An 18,078-nucleotide genomic window follows, 5' to 3' on the forward strand; every position below is an offset into this window, starting at 1 on the left:
TTTCGCGGATCAACGCAGAGGTGATTCTTCGACTACATTCAGGACGAAGGGGTTAACAGGGAGCATAATAAAAAGATCCTTCGATTGCGCTCAGGATGACACATCGGAAGTGATGAATCCAATTCGACTGAACAAACCTTTGACTAAGGACTCTGGACTTCAGACTAAAGGACTAAAGACTACCTCTCTTTTTCCAATTCAGTAATCGCCTGAAGAAACCAGGCAGCATGTGGCAACCATTGCTCCGTCCAGCGCCATTCGTTACCGCTGGCTTCCTTTTTAAAATCAATACCAGCGCCATCAGGTGCACCGTCTTTGCCTGTAATGCCGTTAGAAATGCCGCCTTTTTGACAGCCATGTCCATAATTTGAAGCCATATAAGGTACATTTTCTTCACCAAAGCCGTACATGAAACACATGTTATATGGATTTAAGCCTAAAATCCAATTCACCTGATTAATTGCGAAGTTTTTATTAGCCGGTTGATTACCTTTGGTAAAAGCTGCTGCAGCAAGTGAGGCCAGTCTTGCGTTTTCGCCCTGCCACCACCAACCCGTTTCATTTTCGTGAGGAATGAAAAAAGTATCCTTCACTCCTGCCTGAGATTTAAAGGTTTGCCTGGCATAACCAAAAGGATTTTCAACTGCTGTAGTAACTTTTAACTGATAAGCTAAATTTGTATCAAAGATCTGCCGGGCATCATTAATTAAAGTTTTATCTGTTTCTACTTCCATATAACGGTTTAAAGCTATTAACGGTAAACCAGCATCAGATGCATGAAAATATGGCCGGTCAGCATCATTTGAAATGAAATAACCCTTAATATTTAAGCGTTTTTGTAAATTTTGCACCCTAATTCTGGCTTGTTTTAAGAAATATTCCTTTCTTGTAGCCTGATAAAGTTCTGAAGCAGCCATTAGCGCACAATAATCATCGATAATGTTTTCTTTTCCATCATCGCAATATTTTAAATTATTTGTTTTTAAGTGCTCATAGGCACGCTGCGCGGCATCAATATATCCGTTTCTTTTGATGGGATCTAAGTTCTGCCAGGTAGAAATTTTGGCTAATGCCGCAATAGCCATTCCACCGCCTTCCCTAAATGCACACTGATATTCGTTTGTAGTTACACTATTGGCATGTAAACCCACCACACGCCTGGCTTTTGGATCTTTATTGAAGTAGCTAAAAACGATCATGTAAAAATAACCTTCCTCACTTAGCGATTTCACCAAATAATCAGCACCGTAAACGGCTTCATCTTTTATAGAATCAGTCAGTTTTAAGCTTTTAAGCAATTTTGGCATTTTATCAGCAGCGTCTATCAAGGTATAGGTTACCAGCGGAATCTGCTGTGGCGACATAAAATTGGCATAAGCCAGGTGCGAAAAATATTTACTTACATCACCCGATGCATCGCACCAGCCACCGGCTAAATCAACCGTTTTCGAAGAACCAAACAACTGTACATGTTTATCGTTTTCGAGTTCTATATTGGTATTTGCCCTTTGATTCCTAAAATAATGGAGTAAAGCAGGTAGGGTTGATTTTGCCAATAAATTTTCGCCGATTTTAAACTTTGGCGAATGAACCTTTGTAACGCCCTTTAATTGAATAATATATTCTCCGCTGGTTCTAAAACCAGAAAAATCAAGATTATAATAATATTTATCTCCCCACTCTTTAAATGAGGCATCGGGCTTCAAAAAGCCTTCAAATAACGTTTTTTGATTGGCTACACTGACAATCTCGAATGCTTTTATATCATTTTGCTGAGCATCTGCGACAAGAATAGCCCTTTTAGAGGCATTGGCATCATATCCGATCTGGTTGACTAAAATCTGCTGTGCTTTTACAAAAGTGGTTTGGCTAAACAAAAGCAGGCAAATTATACTTAGAACGTTTTTCATGATGGTTTAGCTTTATTTTAGATAGGGTTTACTTGCCCAGAAAATGGCATTTTGAAAGAGTTTTTGATAGGTTTTATCCTGAAAAAGTTCAGAACCATGGCCCATAAAAATATAGATGTTTCTGGCTTTCATTTTTTCGTTCGTCCAGATTACGGGGTGATCACCCATCTTTGGAACATCACTTGGCTGATAGGTGTTTTCATCAACGCTGGCTAGTACGTTTACATGTTCCCTCGGACTTTTATTATAGGTATACCATTCTTCTTTTTTGATCAGGAATTTCTTTGGAATACCTTTAAATACGGGATGATTTGTTTTTTCGACCACTACTCCTCCCTGGGCAAAATCGGGAATATACGTTTTAAAGGTGATGTTACCCATAAACCCACTAAACCAGGGCCACATTTTATAACCATCGAAATCGCCTAATAATGTTGCGTGGTGAAAACCGATCCAACCACCCTTTCCTTTTTCAATATAATCTTTAAAAGCTTGCTTTTCATTGTCTTTCCAGGCGTAGGGGGGATAATCCAATTGGATAATCAATTGATATGCAGTTAAAAATTCAGGGTTAAATTTTCTGGTATCATTAACATAATCAACCTCAAAATTTTCTTTTTTGGCTAAACTATCCAGCCAAACACGCGCCACTTTAGAATAGGGTAAATGATTACCGCCATTCTCGTAAATTGCAAGGGCTTTAAAAAGTGGCTTTGCCTGAACAATACCACTAAGCCCTAGCAACAATATAACTGTAGATAATATTTTTTTCATTGATTTCATTAGAAAATCCGGGTTAGCATACCCAAAAATTAAAAATAACAAAAAAGTGCTATTTAAAACTGCATTAAGATGTGTTTAAGCCAAAATATTGGCGCATTTTGGTTTACAACGTTTGAAATAATCAATGATGCTGAACTTTAACATTAGCCTGCATTTTTCACAAAACCAAAACAGCTGAATATTAATACATTAACCGAATGGCTAAATAATGGTGAAAAATCTTTTAAACATTTTTATACGTATACTGTTAAAGGCACAGTTATTATGATTATAATTGGGAACAGAAGAGTGAACCCGACCCTATCCCTGAAGGAGGTGCTGTAACCTAAAGGACTTGTTAAACAGTGCTAAACCGATAAAAGAATTATATGTTGGTGATCAACAATTTTGAAGAGTATCAATCACACCTTGGTAAAGAACTAGGTGTTTCACAATGGCATACCATAGACCAGGAGCAGATCAATAAATTTGCTGATGCAACTTTAGACCATCAATGGATACATACTGATCCGGAAAGAGCCCAAAACGAAGGACCGTTTAAGGCCACCATTGCGCATGGATACCTTACATTATCATTGATTCCTTATTTGTGGAAACAGATTGCAGATGTACGCAACATCAAAATGGAAATCAATTACGGTATTGAAAGTTTTAGGTTTGGACAGGCTGTTTTAGTAAATAACGAAGTACAATTAAAAGCTAAATTAAACTGTATTACGAACTTAAGGGGAATTACCAAGGTTACCATCCAGGCTACGTTGGTGATCAAAGACCAACCAAAACCAGCTTATGTTGGTGATGTGGTGTTTCTTTATCATTTTATATAATTCTGCGGTGATCTGTGATATCTGCGGGAGATAAACATGTAAATCATTGCTCATCCCGCTGATTTAAATGATTGACGCATAGGCTTTTTTGGCAATTTTTAAAACCCTCTGGAAACAATTAGGCCTGATTTACGTTAAAACTATATCTAAAAGATCATTAAATTTGAGATATGGAAAACATCATCACCCCTGGCCAGCTAATCATCAACCACGCTAATAATGGTAACAAAGCAACTTTAAAAGTTGGCAGTAAATTTCAATGGGACCAACGATATGCTTCAAAAGAGGCTCCGTCATTAGATTCATTTATAAGTGAAATCGATAATTTTTACAATTATAAATTGGTTTCCGGATACGAAGGAGCTGTTGGACAAAACATCTATATGGTAACTGAAGTGAAGTAGAAGTACAATCAGGTTTAGAATAAGAGTTGAATTAACAGATCTGGTTCTCTAAAATCTGCTTTTTTAATTCTTTTAACTGCCACTGCCGTTCCTCCTTAATCCTATTTAAATCATTAGGAAAAGTTAAGTCGATCGTTTTAACGGCATAATCTGAGCATACCATGGCATGATCTCTCATGTGGCCTACCGCCACAGCTTGTCCGGCGGTTCTGATGGCATGTTTACCTATTGAGGTTTTACATCCTCTGGCAACTGCATGGATTTTAAATCCCGCATGGCGTACCTCATAAACGGTTGACTTTCCAGCCTGCCATTGTTTATTGATTTTAAAACCATCTTCAATAACCGAAAAATCAATATTTTCATTTTTAGCCAATGGCAAAATATGTTTAGCACAGCCAATGGCCCATTTTGCCAATGTTACCTGATCGGCATTATCATAAAGTTTATCTATTTCAATACGCAGATCAGGGTAATCTGAAAATTTAATCTTTGGCTGTGTTGGCATGGATGTCAATTAGAAATAATAAAAAAAGCATGCAAAAAATTAGCCAGCATTTGCGTGCCGGCTAATGATAATGTTTAATTTATGCTTCCAATCTGTGTTCCTTCCGGGAAATCGCTTTGACTACAGCCATCACTACCCGTAATGCCGGCATTGCCACTGCAAGAAGAGAAACTCCAATAGGCCCTGTAACGGTATAATGGTCCTTTGCCAATACGTCCAAAATTCCCATTGAAGCTGAACTGGGCAATATTACAGTTAACTTCAATCAAGCTGTTATTCCAGGTAATCACCTCATCAGCACTTCCGTTCGGATTTCTATAATCTCCATAATAAGTACAATCGTATCCAGGAAAAGAGACGCTGTTTCCGAAATGGTAAGAGCCATGCGCTTTTTTGCCCACAAAAACCGGCGGACGAGTTCCGGCAGCTATATTTCTATAATCTTTGGTATACCAACCACTGTGCTGGAAATACGTAACGGTAACAATGCGGTTGGTTTGCGTATTTACCTGTACAACTGTGTGCTCCCAATCATAATCATGTCCACCGAGATTAGCAAAACAGGTTGATTGGGTTTTGTAAGTCCACCAGAAATCGATAAATACTTTATTAGGATCGTTAGGATGCTGCTGAACCTCGTAATAAGTGGGGAAAGTTTTACTTCTTGGCGCGGTACGGTTTACCATAACCAAAGTGCCATTGCAAACAATGCTGTTTGGATCGGTACTTGCCCAAATGTCTTCTACAGTTGTGGGGTAATCGGGTGCTGCACGATCGAACTTCAGGATTGGAGAGAATGTCCAGGCGAGATTAAAAGCGGTGTTTCCGGTAATTTTAGTACTGCTTTCCTGGCAATCGGCACACATAAACCGGGCTCCGGTCCGGTTGGCCTCTACCATACTGGTAGTTGTTGGCTTTTTTAGGGAAGTTGCTTCGGTGTGCTCATCTTTCTTACATTGGCTCAAGGCAATAGCTAGCGCTACCATTGCGATTAATGGGATTTTTGTTTTCATAATTTTTGGTTAGAATGTGATTATTTTAATAAAGATTATGAAAAAATCAAAAAAATCCGATAGACAATAAAGTCAAAATGATGGATAATACCTGCTTTCTATTTCAAAAGCATCACTAAGCTGGATTATATTATCAAAAAGAATAAGATGAATGGAAATTAAAGTTAACAGGCACTGCATTAAACGTTAAAAAAAACCTTTCGGGCTGTAACATCGTAGCCACAATCCGAAAGATTCTCTTAATTGAAATTTTAGAATAATTTAAAGCCAACTGACAGGTTAAATAGACCTGTTTTTTCGTTAAGGGCTTTATTTATTTTGGTAAGTCCTCTGCTGTATCTTGCATCGATGGTGATATTGCCTATATCAACGCCGGCATTAATTACACCACCAAAATTAAACTTTTTATAGTCGAAACCAGCCGGCCCTTTAGCATCATTAAGGGTATAATTCACATCCGGACCCGCAGAAACCCTAAAATTCAATGATTCTGTGTTGATGATTTTATACCCAACCATCAATGGTAAATTTACCTGATGAAATTTAGGAGTATAGGTATTTGTAGCATACACATATGAACTTTTAAAGCTTACATAATTTAACTCTGGTTGAAAATAAACGGCTTCACCTACCCTGGCAAACGCCCCAAAGTTATAACCCACTTTTCCTTTTTTATCGGTAATGCTTTTTAAACTTGTAGGTAAAGTAGCGTAGTTTATACCTGCCTTTACACCGAAGGTAATGTCAGACTCCTGCGCTTTTACTGCTCCTGCCGTGATCACCATAATTGCAACCAATAAATAAAACCTGATCGTTTTCATAATTTTTGTTTTGAATGATTAATATTGTTTTTGTGTTTTGATAGTATGACAGCAACATCTGGCTTTACCCCTACGTGGGAGAAAAATATTTTAACCAATCAAAAAAAATCATTATTTTGATCTCAATCATCATATTAACCACTACCTAAAACATCCTCATATGAAAACTTTATTTATTTTATTTTTTGTATCCATTGGCATTCATGCGTATGCCCAAAATAAATCTGGTTTAGATCAGCGATTGATAGGGAAATGGAAGACTATATCTAAAATTGAAACCGATAAAACCAACGGAGCCGTTACTGAAAGTGATAAAGAATTGTATAAAGCAGGTGAAAAAACATACGAATTTACCAAAAAGAACACCGTAATTATTACACAGGGATTTGGTAAACACCGGGAAGAGCTGCCTGCTGTAAGTGATGGCAACAAACTTTTTATTGGCAAACCAAACAAGAATAAAACGCCATACCTGATTACTTTTCAACAGAATAAAATCAGTTTACTTAAAACCGAAACCAAAACAAAAAAAGGCAAAACAATTGTAGAAACTGAGGAAGTTCTATTACAGCGATAGCTTTGTTTTATTGTGATGGTCTGCTGTTACATCCAACTGAGGGATGTAACCAGCCCTGAACATATTTACAATTGATTTCGGAGTTAAAACATTAATCAAATTCACATCAGGTAATGGAACAGATTTTTCGTAACCGGCAGGTGTCCACAAATGCAGTTGACTATCTTTTATCAAATAAGGCAGATCTTGAATAAGGATAAACGTGCCGTCAGGAAGATTAATTAATTTTTCTTCGTAAGTAACTTTGGTTTTATTAGCAGCAACCCTTTCTTGGTGAAGAATATTATCTATTTCAGCAACAGGAGTTTTCATATTAAATCCAAATTCCGGATTGCCCTTTAACCAATAAGTTTTAAAGCGTTGATGATCTTCATAGCGGCATTGGAAGCAAGGACGATGTCCGGCAGAAAATGCAGTGGCTTCATCTAAGAAGAATAACTCAGTCCAACGATTAGGCTGCATTACTTCACGATGTCTGCCCCTGAATGATAATACACAGGTAATCCAGGCTTTGATTTTATAAGGACGGATAATTTGCTGCTGCTCATTATGCAAAACACCGCGGTTGCCAAGCCATGCACCACGATGAGGTGTTATGATGATTTCTCCGGATGGGTTTACCCTGTTTTGAAGCATGAGCATATTTGTTAATAATTAAAATCATTATTTCAAGCGCAGCTGAAAAGTAAAGACCCACTAATGAAATAAATTAAAAATTACATCTTGTTATTTTAGTACCCATTATCATTAAATGAGCCCTAATCATGGTGCCCAAAAGGTTCGATATGGATTAAAATATTGCCAAGTTCGGGAATATCGTGATGCAGGGTATCCTGAAGTTTATGTGCCAGCTCGTGTCCGTCCCTTACCGAAAGATTACCATCAACCAGTGCATGAAGATCTACGTGATATTTCATTCCGGATTTACGGATAAAACATTTTTCAGTACCCGAAATGCCCTGCACGGTGATTGCAACCTTTCTGATTTCCTCAATAATATCTTCGTACATGTTTTCGTCCATAATTTCGCCTAACGCCGGTCTGAAAATATGGTAACAGTTGTAGAGAATAAAACCCGCTGCAAATAATGCCGACCAATCATCGGCAGATTCATAACCTTTGCCCATAATCAGGGCTACCGAAATCCCGATAAATGCAGCAACAGAAGTAATGGCATCGCTCCTATGGTGCCAGGCATCTGCTTTTAAAGATGAACTATTAGTTTCTTTACTTCTTTTCATCACCAGGCGAAAGGATATTTCTTTCCAGATAATGATGGCGCCAAGAATGAACAAGGTAAAGGGCTTTGGCAAACTATGTGGTGTTTCTATATTTTTGATGCTTTCGTAAGCAATGATGGTTGCCGAAGTGATCAAAAAGCCTACCACCAAAAAGGTAATCAACGGTTCTGCCCTACCGTGGCCATAAGGATGATTTTCATCAGCAGGACGATTGGAATATTTGATCCCGAAAAGCACCAGTACAGAAGAAAAAATATCTGCTGTTGATTCGATAGCATCTGCAATGAGCGCATAAGAATTACCAAAAACGCCAGCAGCACCCTTGATAAAAGCTAGTGAGGTATTACCAATAATACTGAAATAAGTTGCCTTTATTGCTACCTGCTCGTTTGTTGCTTCCGCCATAGAATGCAAAAGTATAAATTATAAAGCGCTAGTGTGTGGATAAGGCACAAAAAAAGGCAAACATTTGCATGTTCGCCCTTTCCTTTGCTTAAAGTCATCACAAGTTAAACAAATCCTACTTACATGAACGGACAGACAATCAAATTCATGTGCAACAAAATTAATACTATCCTTTAATAGTAGTTAATCTCAAATGGTGATTGTAATTGACATTAGTCAAAAAAATACCCCCAATAAGTGTATTAAATTTTCGATTGGTATTTTTCAATTACCAGTTTTAAGTACCATAGTTGAAAGTTTCAGTTTAAAGTTACCAGTAACGAAAATAACCAGTGCATTAACAAACAACAATAGTGCAGTAGTATATTGCAAATAATGCAATAACAGAAAGGATGTCCAGTGCATCACACTGTTCCTTTATAAACAAAAAAAGCCCCCGGCTAATGCCAGAAGCTTTATATGCTAAAATGCGGTTAATTATTTTGCAGTATTTTTCTTATCAGTAACTTCAGCTCTGATTTCTTGAGCCAGTACTTTTAAATCTTGCATCGCTTTACGTACACGTGTACCTGCTGCAGCATTACCACCATCATAAAATTTAGCTACATCAGCTTCAACTGAAGCAATCACTTCCTGTACTTGTTTAAATTTGTCCATAATTGTTTTTAATTGGGATCTTTTACGATCCAGGTTATACTTTGTTTTCTTTCCGTAAGCAATATACGGGCCGCAAAACTAAACATTTCTATTAAAAAACAACATTTAGATGCAAAAGAAAGGTATTTTCACCTTTTTTCGATAAATATCTATTATTATGGTAATAGAACAAAACAGTTACTTTAGATTTTACGGTTTGTTTAAATGCTTCTGCCATAAATTTCTGTCTGCTTTTTAAGCCAGTTTCTCAGTTCAACGGTTAACTTTTCAGGTTGCAAACGCCATAACCAATTATTTGCCATACTTCCTGGCGTGTTCATCCGCGAATCTTCACCCAAACCTAAAATATCCTGAATAGGCAGGATTGCTGTTTTAGCGATAGAAGCGTAAACCATCCTCGCAATTACCTCATTTACATTTTTTTCATTGATCTTAATACCTGTATAGAGCGCCAATCTATTTTTAGCATTAGCATCCAGCTCATTTTTAAACCAGCCTTTAATGGTATTATTATCGTGTGTACCACTATACACAATGCTGTTAACAGAATTGAAATTATGGGGAATGTGCGGAGAAGCCAACAGATCCTCTCCAAAAGAAAACTGCAAAACTTTCATACCAGGAAAATGAAAGCCATTTCGTAAAACTTCAACATCATCAGAAATTTCACCCAAATCTTCAGCAATAAATGGCAGAACACCTAATTCCTTTCTTACGATTTTAAAAAAACCGTTTCCCGGTCCTTCAACCCATTTCCCACCTGTGGCATCCGTATCTCCTGCCGGAATTTCCCAATAGGAAGAAAAAGCCCTGAAATGATCAAGACGGATTAAATCGAAAAGTTCTATATTTTTCTTTAAACGTTTCACCCACCAGCTGTATTCCTCGGCTTTCATATTATCCCAGTTAAAAATCGGCATACCCCAAAGCTGGCCTTTCTCATTAAAATAATCAGGAGGAACACCGGCAACTTTTTCGGGATTAAGATCAGCGTCGAGTTGAAAAAGTTCCGGATGAGCCCATACTTCAACTGAATCGCGATCTACATAAAATGGAAGGTCGCCGATGATCTGTACTCCGTTTTGATTTGCATATTGTTTTAACTGCGCCCATTGTTTGTAAAAGATAAATTGTTGCCATTTGATTTCGTCAATCTCCTGTGCGTTGGTTTGGGTAAAGGTTTCGATAGTTTTGTGTTCATTTTTTTTATATGTATCTGGCCAATGGTACCATTCTAAATGTTGGTGATGTTCTTTTACCGCTACATAAATGGCAAAATCTCCCAACCAATCTTTCTCACTGTTACAGAAATCCTGATACTGGTTCTGCAGTGCTTTATGCTCCGTTTTTAAAAACCTTTTATACGCTTGGCGCAGTAATTTAGATTTCGATTTTTCGACTGCTTTAAAATCTACCTGATCCTTAAATGGAAGCTTAGCATTTTCCAGTTCACTCTCGGTGAGAAGTCCTTCCTCTTTCAAATATTCGGGACTAATCAGCAATACATTGCCTGCCATAGCCGAATTGCTTGAATAAGGCGAATGTCCGTTTTCTGCCTTAGTTGGATTAAGTGGCAAAATCTGCCAGTAATGTTGCTTAGAAGCAGACAGAAAATCGACAAATTGTTTAGCATCAGCTCCCAGATCTCCAATCCCAAATGATGAAGGTAAAGAAGTAATGTGCATTAGGACACCTGCTGATCGCTCAGGCGTTTTTTGTTTGAGTGCTATTATGGCCAAAGGAATTTCAGTAAACAATTGATTAACCTGAATCCCTCGGTTTAAGAAATCTTTCGCAGCAAACTGCTTTGACAACAAATCTTCCCAGGCCGTTGGCGCATTTTCAGGGAGTAAAATCTCTGTATCGAGCCAGTCAAAAGGTTTATCTGTAATGGTTTTGGTTAATGAAGCCATTCCTAACGGAACTGCAACAATGATCCATTTTTGATCTTGCTTCCGGGCAAAAGCGAAAATATTTTTGAAGTATTTCCCTTGAACTGTTAAAGGTATATAATCTCCGTTTTCGAAAAGCTCATGATGTTCCTTTCTAATATTGAATAAGGTTTTGGTGAGCCAAAGCTTTATTTTGCCTGAGTAACGTTCTTGCCAAAGGGTTTTAGACGTCGAATTTTCCAGATCTGCCATAAAACCGGCTCTTTTCTGGTAATCTACCGGCCTGCGGTTATCGGGATCAACCAGGCTTAAATCCCAAAGTTCTGTTCCCTGATAAATATCAGGAATACCCGGACAGGTAAATTTTAAAAGTAATTGCGACAAACTGTTTACAATCGCGAAATCTGCAATCTCCTTTAAAAAAACCGACAATATATTATATCCTCCACTTTGGGGACTAATTAACAATTGGGCAAAATCTTTTAAGCTGTTTTCGTAATCTTCATCGGGTTCAGCCCAATCCGACCGCTTTTTGGCTTCCCGTAAGGCCTTTTCTATATATTGGCTTAAACGATCATTCATATCATCTTCCTCTTCACCAGGCATAGTGAGCGCACCTAAAATGGTTTGGAGGATAAGGTAAATATCGTTTTGGTGCAGCCATTTAAAGGAAGGTATTTTTTGCTGCAACGAGGCCGTTAGCTTTAATAATTCATGAACTACTTTAGCCCAACGTTCCGGAATATCAGTGAGTACATTTAGCCTTGCTCGTACATCTTCCCCTCTCTTGGTATCGTGTGTTGAGCTACCATTCATAGATAAAGGCCAATTTAACTGCCTTCGAATCATGTTTTCATGAAATTCTTCAATACTAACGCCAAAAGCATCAGCTGCATCACCAACCTCACTATGGCCAACGAAACGGTTGTAGGTAAACATCAACGTATCTTCTACCCCCTTGGCCATTAGCGGACCTGTAAATTGCATACAACGCTGATAAAAAGCCTGCATTTTCTGGTTATATGCTATGTCCTTCTTGTTTAGATTAGTTAAAAACACCTCCTCAAGGAGTTTACCCGCTTCTTGTAAGCGAAGATTCTTGATTACAGGCCGTAATAAATCATTTATTTTCGAAACATCATCCGGAGATAAGGGGAAAGTATAATTGTAATAACGGTAAACTGGCATTTGTATCAGCATTTCGCCTAATGCCTGTTTTATTTTTTCTTCACCAACGGAATTGATGCGTTTATGATCCACCAGGTTTGAGTTGACAAACAGGTTGAAAAGATTATCCAGTTCGCCATGCATATGCTGGTATAGGATGGCGGTTTTCTTTTCATGCATCAATTTTGCAGGATCTTGCTTTTTACCCGTAACTTCCTGATAAAGCTGGTTAAAAGGTTTTTCTGCTGCTTTATTGGTAAACAGGTTGTTGCTCATGGCCAGAAAATCATAACCGGTACTTCCCTGTGCTTTCCATTCGGCTGGCATTTCTTCGTTACGGGCCAGGATTTTCTCTACTACCACGTAAATATCATCGCCTACATGCTTTCTCAACTGATCGAGATAAACTTTAGGATCGTAAAGCCCGTCAATATGATCAATCCTTAAACCCTGAAATATTCCCTTTTCTATTAATTGAAAGATGTATTTATGGTAAGTTTCAAAAACCCCTGAATTTTGAATGTTTAAGCAAATCAGGCTATTTACAGTAAAAAAACGCCTGTAATTGATTCTTTTATCAGTTTCCTGCCAGTTGCAGAGGCGATAATACTGTAAATCGACCAGTTTTTTTAAATAATCCTGACTTTTATTAATTTCCTCTAAGCTATATTTTTTAATAAAACTAAATCCCTCCAAATTAATTGGCCAGTTGCTTTCGCCATAACTTAAAACATAATCCTGATCTGTTTTTGTCACCTGTATGGTTAAATTGGAAATGGCATCCTCCAGATCTTCTCCCAGAAAAGGAACCATTAACTTTTCAGTATAATCAATATCAAAAAATACAGCGTATTTAGATTTTTCGCCATTCTTCAGCACGTCCATCAACCATGCATTGTTGGAATGAAAAGCCATGTGGTTGGGTACAATGTCCTGTAACCAGCTTATCCCTGCAGCTCTTAGTTTTTTACTAATGGCCAATAGTTCCTTTTCGGTGCCGATCTCAGGGTTAATTTTTAAGGGATTAACCACATCGTAACCATGGGTACTTCCGGGAGATGCTTCAAAAATCGGCGAAGCGTACAGGGTTTCAATCCCTAAGTTTTTAAGGTATGGGATGATCTGATCAAACGATTTAAAATTGAAATCTTTATTAAACTGAATACGGTAGGTAGATTTTGGCTTATACATTGTCGCTTGTGAAAATTAAAATGGTTTCTGGATTGATGATGATATGGCCTTGATCAGAAACTGATGGTATTTCTTCGTTTCCTCCCCATTGTACGCTATCAGAATTGAGCAGGATTTGCCAATTAGATACATCTGGTAAGGAAAGCTGTTGTTGTTGATTGGAAAAATTCATTAAACAGGCAATCTTTTGCTTTTCATGCCAACGGTTCAGGATTAAACAGTTTTGATCTTTAATGGCTGTTGCTTTTACCTGGTTACGGTTTAAATTGTTTAAGGCAGGATTGCTTTTTCTTAATGCTATCAACGTTTTGTAGTAATTTAATAATATTTTGTGCCTGGGTTGATCTAAACTTTCCCAGTTCAGTTTAGAGTGATTGAAAGTTGCCTCACTCTGTGGATCTGGTGTATCTTCTGAATGATGGAAAGCTGCAAACTCGGCTCTTCTACCCTTTCTAACCGCCTCTAACAATTGTTTATCGGTGTGGCTGATAAAAAACTGAAAAGAATTTTCTTCACCATACTCTTCGCCCATAAAAATAAGAGGTAAATAAGGACTACAAAATACAGCGCCTGCAAGGAGTTTTAACATTTCGAAACTCAATAAGGTACTGGTTCTTTCGCCAAGCATCCGGTTACCTACCTGATCGTGGTTTTGGGAAAAAACAACAAACTGTTCTCCACTATTGCCTTTCGCTTCCACTCCAAATGTCTTTTTTCGGTGGGGTGAGTATTGTCCGTCATATACATAAGCGGTTTCGTAGGATTTGGCTAAATGTTCAATCCCATTAAAATCGGCATAATAACCATTTTTATCCTGTCCGGCTGTTACACGAAGTGCATGATGGAATTCATCAATCCACTGCCCATCCATACCATACCCCCCTAAATTTAAAGGATTGATGTAGCGGTTATCATTCAGATCAAGTTCTACAAAAAGCTGGTGTAATTTTCCGGTAGAAGATGAAAGCTGATCAACATATGTTTTAATTTCTGCCAGAATATGCTGTGCGCTAAGGTCTTTAATCGCATGCACGGCATCAAGCCTTAGTGCATCAATATGGAAATCCCTGAACCACATCAAAACATTTTCGATAAAATAACGGCGAACAGGGTCAGCATCGGCATCATCAAAATTTATGGCAGATCCCCATGGCGTATGATATTTATCTGTAAAATATGGTCCAAAATCATTGAAATAATTGCCTTCCGGCCCCATGTGGTTATATACAACATCCAAAATCACAGCCAGCCCCTTGTTGTGGCAGGCATTTACCAGGTGCTGTAAAGCTTCGGGACCTCCATAGCTATTTTGAACGGCAAAAGGAAAAACGCCATCATAACCCCAGTTCCGTTCACCCGGGAACTGAGCAACAGGCATGATTTCGATTGCGGTAATCCCTAGTTGAAGCAAATAATCAAGCTTAGCTTCGATTGATATAAAATCGCCGTTTGGGGTAAAAGTTCCGGTGTGAAGTTCGTAAATGATATAATCTTTTTGTGCTAATCCTTTCCAATTTTGATCTGTCCAGACAAAATCATTGGTGTTAAAGGCTGTGGAATACTCACCTATTCCATTCTTTAAGAATAATGCAGCAGGATCGGCCCTTCGCAATTTAGAAGGATTTGAAGTATATTTTTCTTTCTTTTTCTCATTCCAGATTTCAAAACCATAATCGTCTCCAGTTTTTACTTTATCGGTTCGGATAAACCAGTAGCCAAAGTCCTGCTCTTCCATTTGGATAGGAGTAAGAATTTTTCTCGTCACCAGAAATACTTTTGAGGCTATGGGCGCCCATAGCCTTATTTCTGCGCTACCATCTTCTAAAAAGTTTAAACCTATTGTGCGTCGGCTGGTATCTATTTGCATCATTGAATAGCTGGATTTTTAGGTTTATTGGTTTAGCGAAAATGCGCTTTCCCTTTTCCATCAGTTGAAACCAAATTTATTTTAATAGAAAAGCATGGTTAAGCCGAAAAAGTTTTGGATAAAAGATAAAAAAGGATTTGCTAAAGCCACAAAGCTTTGAACCAAGGTAAAATATTCAGCCGCTGAAATGAAAAACACAAAACCTTTGCAAAAAATATGATGTTATATCGTTAGTATTTAAACATTTAAACCCTATTCCTATGAAAAAGTTAATCATGATGTTGCTGGCCTGTACCATCAGTTTCGCAAGTTTCGCGCAAACCCGTCAGGATACAACAAAAAAGAAAACAGAGAAAACAAAACCTGCCAAAAGCAAGTCGTGGCCATCTAAAAAAGACACTACAAAGCGTGATACGTTGAAACGTGATACCATGCGAAAAACAAATCCACCACGTTAAAAAGAAAAAGGCCCGGAAGGGCCTTTTTTATTAAGTCGGGATGAGAAGATTCGAACTTCCGACCTCCAGCACCCCATGCTGGCGCGATACCTGGCTACGCTACATCCCGTTTTAGTTAATTATCCTGCAAAGATAATATCCGTTTGAAAAAAATCAAGCCCAAATTAAAATGCAGACTTTTCTCCATCTAAAGCTTTGTGTTTTTCTCCCCAACTTTCGAGCAGTTTAAGAATGGGTTTAAGTTCGTAACCAATCTTCGTGAGCTCGTATTCTACTTTTGGCGGTACTTCTGCATAGATGGTACGTGAAATGATTTTATTTTCTTCGAGTTTACGAAGCTGTAAAGTCAGCATCCGTTCGGTAATGTTTGGTAATCTTTTTTTTAGCTCGCCAAATCTAAGCTTTCCATTAATTAACCAGGAGCAGATTACGATAGACCATTGTCCACCGATAATGTTGGCTGCATAAACTTCCGGACATTCATCAGCCAATGCCTGTTTATTGGCAAAATTGGTTGAGGTTTCTTTAATTTTAGACATTACTTACATTTTTTATAGTACCCTACAATTGGGTGCTAATGTACATACTTTAGGTAACCTGCCTTATTTTTGTAACCATAATTTTAAAATCAATAAAATGAAAACATTAATCATCGTGACCCATCCGGATATGAAAAATTCTATCGTGAATAAAAGATGGGTTAATGAACTCCATAAATTTCCAGATCAGTTTCATGTTCATCAATTGTATGAAGCTTACCCTGATGGAAAAATTGATGTTGCTGCAGAGCAAAAACTGATTGAGCAATACGATAAGATTATATTCCAATTCCCTTATTATTGGTTTAATGCGCCTGCCATGCTTAAAAAATGGATGGATGAGGTTTTAACCCACGGGTGGGCCTATGGCAGTAAAAGCGGTTATCAGGTTGGCGGAAAGAAAATTGCCCTGGCGATTTCACTGGGGGTTGATGAACAGGAACTTAATAATACCGGAATCTACAAATATCCATTAGAGGAGCTCACGCGCCCATTTGAACTTTCGTTTGAATATGTTAAAGCTGATTATAAGCCGCTGTTTGCTTACTACGGGATAGAGTATAATTCATCCGATGAATGGATTGAAAAAAGTGTTCCCTTATATATGGATTTTTTGAATAATTTATGAATTGAGCAGCCCCCGACAGAACGGCAGAATTAAGTTCAATCCAAAAACAAAATCTGACTATTTTGGTCGAAATGTCAAAGAAATGAAATAATGAAAAACAGGGCCTGAAATAGAAACAAGTGGATTGATTTTTGAACTTCGTGGGTCGACATTGATATACAAAATACCCTGCCATGAAAAAAATCCTTCCCTTTGCAACCGCTACTGCCATTTCTGTATTTGCAATAGTATCATCACTTAGTCTTGCTGACCCCGAACTTGGGATCTCAACAGCATTACTAAGCTGGATGGGCTGCTTTTGGATCATTTCCAAAGACACAAAAAAACAAGGATGCCTTTCGTAAAAGGAAAACGTGTCTATAAAAGTACACAGTTCAAAAAACTCAGTTGTATTAATTCAAATAAGGCAATTCAATAATAAAGGTGGTTCCTCTTTCTGCCCGCCGTTCAAACCAAATCTTTCCATCATGTGCATTTATAATTTGTTTACAAATAGCCAGGCCTAGCCCGAAAGAATCTTACCGGTAGTAACATTGGCATCTTTTATTTTTAAAGTGGTAACCGCATCATTGGCAAGTTTGGCTTCTACAATGCCCAAATCTTTTACTTTGAAAGGATCGGCTGTGGTACCAGTACCTTCTATAGTGGTTAAATCGGCTACAGAAGCAGCAAGGGCAGTTTTATCAACCCAGGCTACTTTGCCGGTAGCATCGGTAACCAGTACCTGGTTGTTTGTACCAGCGGCAATCTTACCGGTGGTAACATTGGCGTCCTTTATTTTTAAAGTGGTGATCGCATCGTTCGCCAGTTTGCCTTCTACAATGCCCAGGTCTTTTACCTTGAAAGGATCAGCAGTGGTACCAGTACCTTCTATAGTGGTTAAATCAGCTACAGAAGCAGCAAGGGCAGTTTTATCAACCCAGGCCACTTTGCCGGTAGCATCAGTGATCAATACCTGGTTGTTTGTACCAGCGGCAATCTTACCGGTGGTAACATTGGCATCTTTTATTTTTAAAGTGGTAACCGCATCATTGGCAAGTTTGCCTTCTACGATGCCCAGGTCTTTCACCTTGAAAGGATCGGCTGTGGTACCAGTACCTTCTATAGTGGTTAAATCGGCTACAGAAGCAGCAAGGGCAGTTTTATCAACCCAGGCCACTTTACCGGTAGCATCGGTAACCAGTACCTGG

Annotated in this window: 19 protein-coding genes and 1 tRNA gene; 6 read left to right on the plus strand and 14 right to left on the minus strand. The window is 38.2% G+C overall.

The genetic code is table 11. The features are described from left to right. Nucleotides 1–179 precede the first annotated feature (179 nt). A complete protein-coding gene (locus tag U859_RS0119510; protein WP_051584738.1) occupies nt 180–1,910 on the minus strand; it encodes a glycoside hydrolase family 9 protein in 1,731 nt (576 codons plus the stop codon). 12 nt (nt 1,911–1,922) lie between these two features. Continuing rightward, nucleotides 1,923–2,684 (minus strand): ThuA domain-containing protein, encoded by a 762-nt coding sequence (locus tag U859_RS0119515; RefSeq protein WP_025145002.1) that lies wholly within the window; start codon nt 2,682–2,684, stop codon nt 1,923–1,925. Nucleotides 2,685–3,061: 377 nt separating this feature from the next. On the opposite strand from U859_RS0119515, the gene U859_RS0119520 reads away from it, so the two are divergent. Further along, nucleotides 3,062–3,520, plus strand: a complete 459-nt coding sequence (locus tag U859_RS0119520; RefSeq protein WP_025145003.1) for a MaoC family dehydratase — start codon at nt 3,062–3,064, stop codon at nt 3,518–3,520. Between the two features lie 170 nt (nt 3,521–3,690). After that, the gene (locus U859_RS0119525; RefSeq protein WP_025145004.1) at nt 3,691–3,924 is read left to right on the plus strand and encodes a hypothetical protein; all 234 of its coding nucleotides are present in this window, start codon (nt 3,691–3,693) and stop codon (nt 3,922–3,924) included. Between the two features lie 31 nt (nt 3,925–3,955). On the opposite strand, the gene U859_RS0119530 is transcribed toward U859_RS0119525, so the two are convergent. From U859_RS0119530 to U859_RS0119540, 3 genes are all read right to left on the minus strand, one after another. After that, the gene (locus U859_RS0119530) at nt 3,956–4,432 is read right to left on the minus strand and encodes a putative immunity protein (RefSeq protein ID WP_025145005.1); all 477 of its coding nucleotides are present in this window, start codon (nt 4,430–4,432) and stop codon (nt 3,956–3,958) included. Nucleotides 4,433–4,506: 74 nt separating this feature from the next. Further along, nucleotides 4,507–5,445, minus strand: a complete 939-nt coding sequence (locus U859_RS0119535) for an NPP1 family protein (RefSeq protein ID WP_115684170.1) — start codon at nt 5,443–5,445, stop codon at nt 4,507–4,509. 251 nt (nt 5,446–5,696) lie between these two features. After that, nucleotides 5,697–6,266, minus strand: a complete 570-nt coding sequence (locus U859_RS0119540) for a porin family protein (RefSeq protein WP_025145007.1) — start codon at nt 6,264–6,266, stop codon at nt 5,697–5,699. A gap of 160 nt (nt 6,267–6,426) precedes the next feature. Here U859_RS0119540 and U859_RS0119545 point away from each other — a divergent pair, with 160 nt between their 5' ends. Continuing rightward, nucleotides 6,427–6,843 carry a hypothetical protein gene (locus U859_RS0119545; protein ID WP_025145008.1) on the plus strand — a complete coding sequence of 139 codons (417 nt, stop codon included), beginning with the start codon at nt 6,427–6,429 and terminating at the stop codon, nt 6,841–6,843. On the opposite strand, the gene U859_RS0119550 is transcribed toward U859_RS0119545, so the two are convergent. From U859_RS0119550 to treZ, 5 genes are all read right to left on the minus strand, one after another. Next, nucleotides 6,832–7,479 (minus strand): hypothetical protein, encoded by a 648-nt coding sequence (locus U859_RS0119550; protein WP_025145009.1) that lies wholly within the window; start codon nt 7,477–7,479, stop codon nt 6,832–6,834. The two genes, U859_RS0119545 and U859_RS0119550, sit on opposite strands and share 12 nt — an antisense overlap. A 122-nt stretch (nt 7,480–7,601) precedes the next feature. Then, nucleotides 7,602–8,489, minus strand: coding sequence for a cation diffusion facilitator family transporter (locus U859_RS0119555; RefSeq protein WP_025145010.1), 888 nt, complete (start codon nt 8,487–8,489; stop codon nt 7,602–7,604). Between the two features lie 477 nt (nt 8,490–8,966). Next, on the minus strand, nt 8,967–9,146 hold the full coding sequence (locus U859_RS0119565; protein ID WP_025145012.1) for a hypothetical protein: 180 nt from the start codon (nt 9,144–9,146) through the stop codon (nt 8,967–8,969). Nucleotides 9,147–9,346: 200 nt separating this feature from the next. Then, nucleotides 9,347–13,396: a malto-oligosyltrehalose synthase gene (treY, locus tag U859_RS0119570; protein ID WP_025145013.1), complete on the minus strand. Its 4,050-nt coding sequence runs from the start codon at nt 13,394–13,396 to the stop codon at nt 9,347–9,349. After that, nucleotides 13,389–15,266, minus strand: coding sequence for a malto-oligosyltrehalose trehalohydrolase (treZ, locus tag U859_RS0119575; RefSeq protein ID WP_025145014.1), 1,878 nt, complete (start codon nt 15,264–15,266; stop codon nt 13,389–13,391). Before treZ ends, treY begins: the two co-directional genes overlap by 8 nt. A gap of 257 nt (nt 15,267–15,523) precedes the next feature. Here treZ and U859_RS0119585 point away from each other — a divergent pair, with 257 nt between their 5' ends. After that, complete coding sequence (locus U859_RS0119585) at nt 15,524–15,721, plus strand: hypothetical protein (protein ID WP_025145015.1); 198 nt, start codon at nt 15,524–15,526, stop codon at nt 15,719–15,721. 35 nt (nt 15,722–15,756) lie between these two features. Here U859_RS0119585 and U859_RS0119590 read toward each other — a convergent pair. Together U859_RS0119590 and U859_RS0119595 are read right to left on the minus strand one after the other, a co-directional pair. After that, nucleotides 15,757–15,830, minus strand: a tRNA-Pro gene (locus tag U859_RS0119590). Nucleotides 15,831–15,885: 55 nt separating this feature from the next. Then, nucleotides 15,886–16,260, minus strand: a complete 375-nt coding sequence (locus U859_RS0119595; RefSeq protein WP_025145016.1) for a winged helix-turn-helix transcriptional regulator — start codon at nt 16,258–16,260, stop codon at nt 15,886–15,888. 97 nt (nt 16,261–16,357) lie between these two features. On the opposite strand from U859_RS0119595, the gene U859_RS0119600 reads away from it, so the two are divergent. After that, a complete protein-coding gene (locus U859_RS0119600; RefSeq protein WP_025145017.1) occupies nt 16,358–16,888 on the plus strand; it encodes an NAD(P)H-dependent oxidoreductase in 531 nt (176 codons plus the stop codon). 173 nt (nt 16,889–17,061) lie between these two features. After that, nucleotides 17,062–17,232, plus strand: a complete 171-nt coding sequence (locus tag U859_RS32055; RefSeq protein WP_162800002.1) for a hypothetical protein — start codon at nt 17,062–17,064, stop codon at nt 17,230–17,232. A 48-nt stretch (nt 17,233–17,280) separates the two neighbouring features. Here U859_RS32055 and U859_RS32690 read toward each other — a convergent pair whose 3' ends face one another. Beyond that, nucleotides 17,281–17,388 (minus strand): ATP-binding protein, encoded by a 108-nt coding sequence (locus U859_RS32690; RefSeq protein ID WP_410477230.1) that lies wholly within the window; start codon nt 17,386–17,388, stop codon nt 17,281–17,283. A 2-nt stretch (nt 17,389–17,390) separates the two neighbouring features. After that, nucleotides 17,391–18,078: hypothetical protein (locus U859_RS0119605; RefSeq protein ID WP_025145018.1), on the minus strand; the 688-nt coding region annotated here is incomplete at its 5' end.

The organism is Pedobacter jeongneungensis (assembly GCF_000633455.1).
GTDB lineage: Bacteria > Bacteroidota > Bacteroidia > Sphingobacteriales > Sphingobacteriaceae > Pedobacter > Pedobacter jeongneungensis_A.

What these genes read in the sequence shown, in the direction of transcription:
- U859_RS0119510 (WP_051584738.1), bottom strand. Translation starts at nt 1,910, where the DNA reads ATGAAAAACGTTCTAAGTATAATTTGCCTGCTTTTGTTTAGCCAAACC.
- U859_RS0119515 (WP_025145002.1), bottom strand. Translation starts at nt 2,684, where the DNA reads ATGAAAAAAATATTATCTACAGTTATATTGTTGCTAGGGCTTAGTGGT.
- U859_RS0119520 (WP_025145003.1), top strand. Translation starts at nt 3,062, where the DNA reads ATGTTGGTGATCAACAATTTTGAAGAGTATCAATCACACCTTGGTAAA.
- U859_RS0119525 (WP_025145004.1), top strand. Translation starts at nt 3,691, where the DNA reads ATGGAAAACATCATCACCCCTGGCCAGCTAATCATCAACCACGCTAAT.
- U859_RS0119530 (WP_025145005.1), bottom strand. Translation starts at nt 4,432, where the DNA reads ATGCCAACACAGCCAAAGATTAAATTTTCAGATTACCCTGATCTGCGT.
- U859_RS0119535 (WP_115684170.1), bottom strand. Translation starts at nt 5,445, where the DNA reads ATGAAAACAAAAATCCCATTAATCGCAATGGTAGCGCTAGCTATTGCC.
- U859_RS0119540 (WP_025145007.1), bottom strand. Translation starts at nt 6,266, where the DNA reads ATGAAAACGATCAGGTTTTATTTATTGGTTGCAATTATGGTGATCACG.
- U859_RS0119545 (WP_025145008.1), top strand. Translation starts at nt 6,427, where the DNA reads ATGAAAACTTTATTTATTTTATTTTTTGTATCCATTGGCATTCATGCG.
- U859_RS0119550 (WP_025145009.1), bottom strand. Translation starts at nt 7,479, where the DNA reads ATGCTTCAAAACAGGGTAAACCCATCCGGAGAAATCATCATAACACCT.
- U859_RS0119555 (WP_025145010.1), bottom strand. Translation starts at nt 8,489, where the DNA reads ATGGCGGAAGCAACAAACGAGCAGGTAGCAATAAAGGCAACTTATTTC.
- U859_RS0119565 (WP_025145012.1), bottom strand. Translation starts at nt 9,146, where the DNA reads ATGGACAAATTTAAACAAGTACAGGAAGTGATTGCTTCAGTTGAAGCT.
- treY (WP_025145013.1), bottom strand. Translation starts at nt 13,396, where the DNA reads ATGTATAAGCCAAAATCTACCTACCGTATTCAGTTTAATAAAGATTTC.
- treZ (WP_025145014.1), bottom strand. Translation starts at nt 15,266, where the DNA reads ATGATGCAAATAGATACCAGCCGACGCACAATAGGTTTAAACTTTTTA.
- U859_RS0119585 (WP_025145015.1), top strand. Translation starts at nt 15,524, where the DNA reads ATGAAAAAGTTAATCATGATGTTGCTGGCCTGTACCATCAGTTTCGCA.
- U859_RS0119595 (WP_025145016.1), bottom strand. Translation starts at nt 16,260, where the DNA reads ATGTCTAAAATTAAAGAAACCTCAACCAATTTTGCCAATAAACAGGCA.
- U859_RS0119600 (WP_025145017.1), top strand. Translation starts at nt 16,358, where the DNA reads ATGAAAACATTAATCATCGTGACCCATCCGGATATGAAAAATTCTATC.
- U859_RS32055 (WP_162800002.1), top strand. Translation starts at nt 17,062, where the DNA reads ATGAAAAAAATCCTTCCCTTTGCAACCGCTACTGCCATTTCTGTATTT.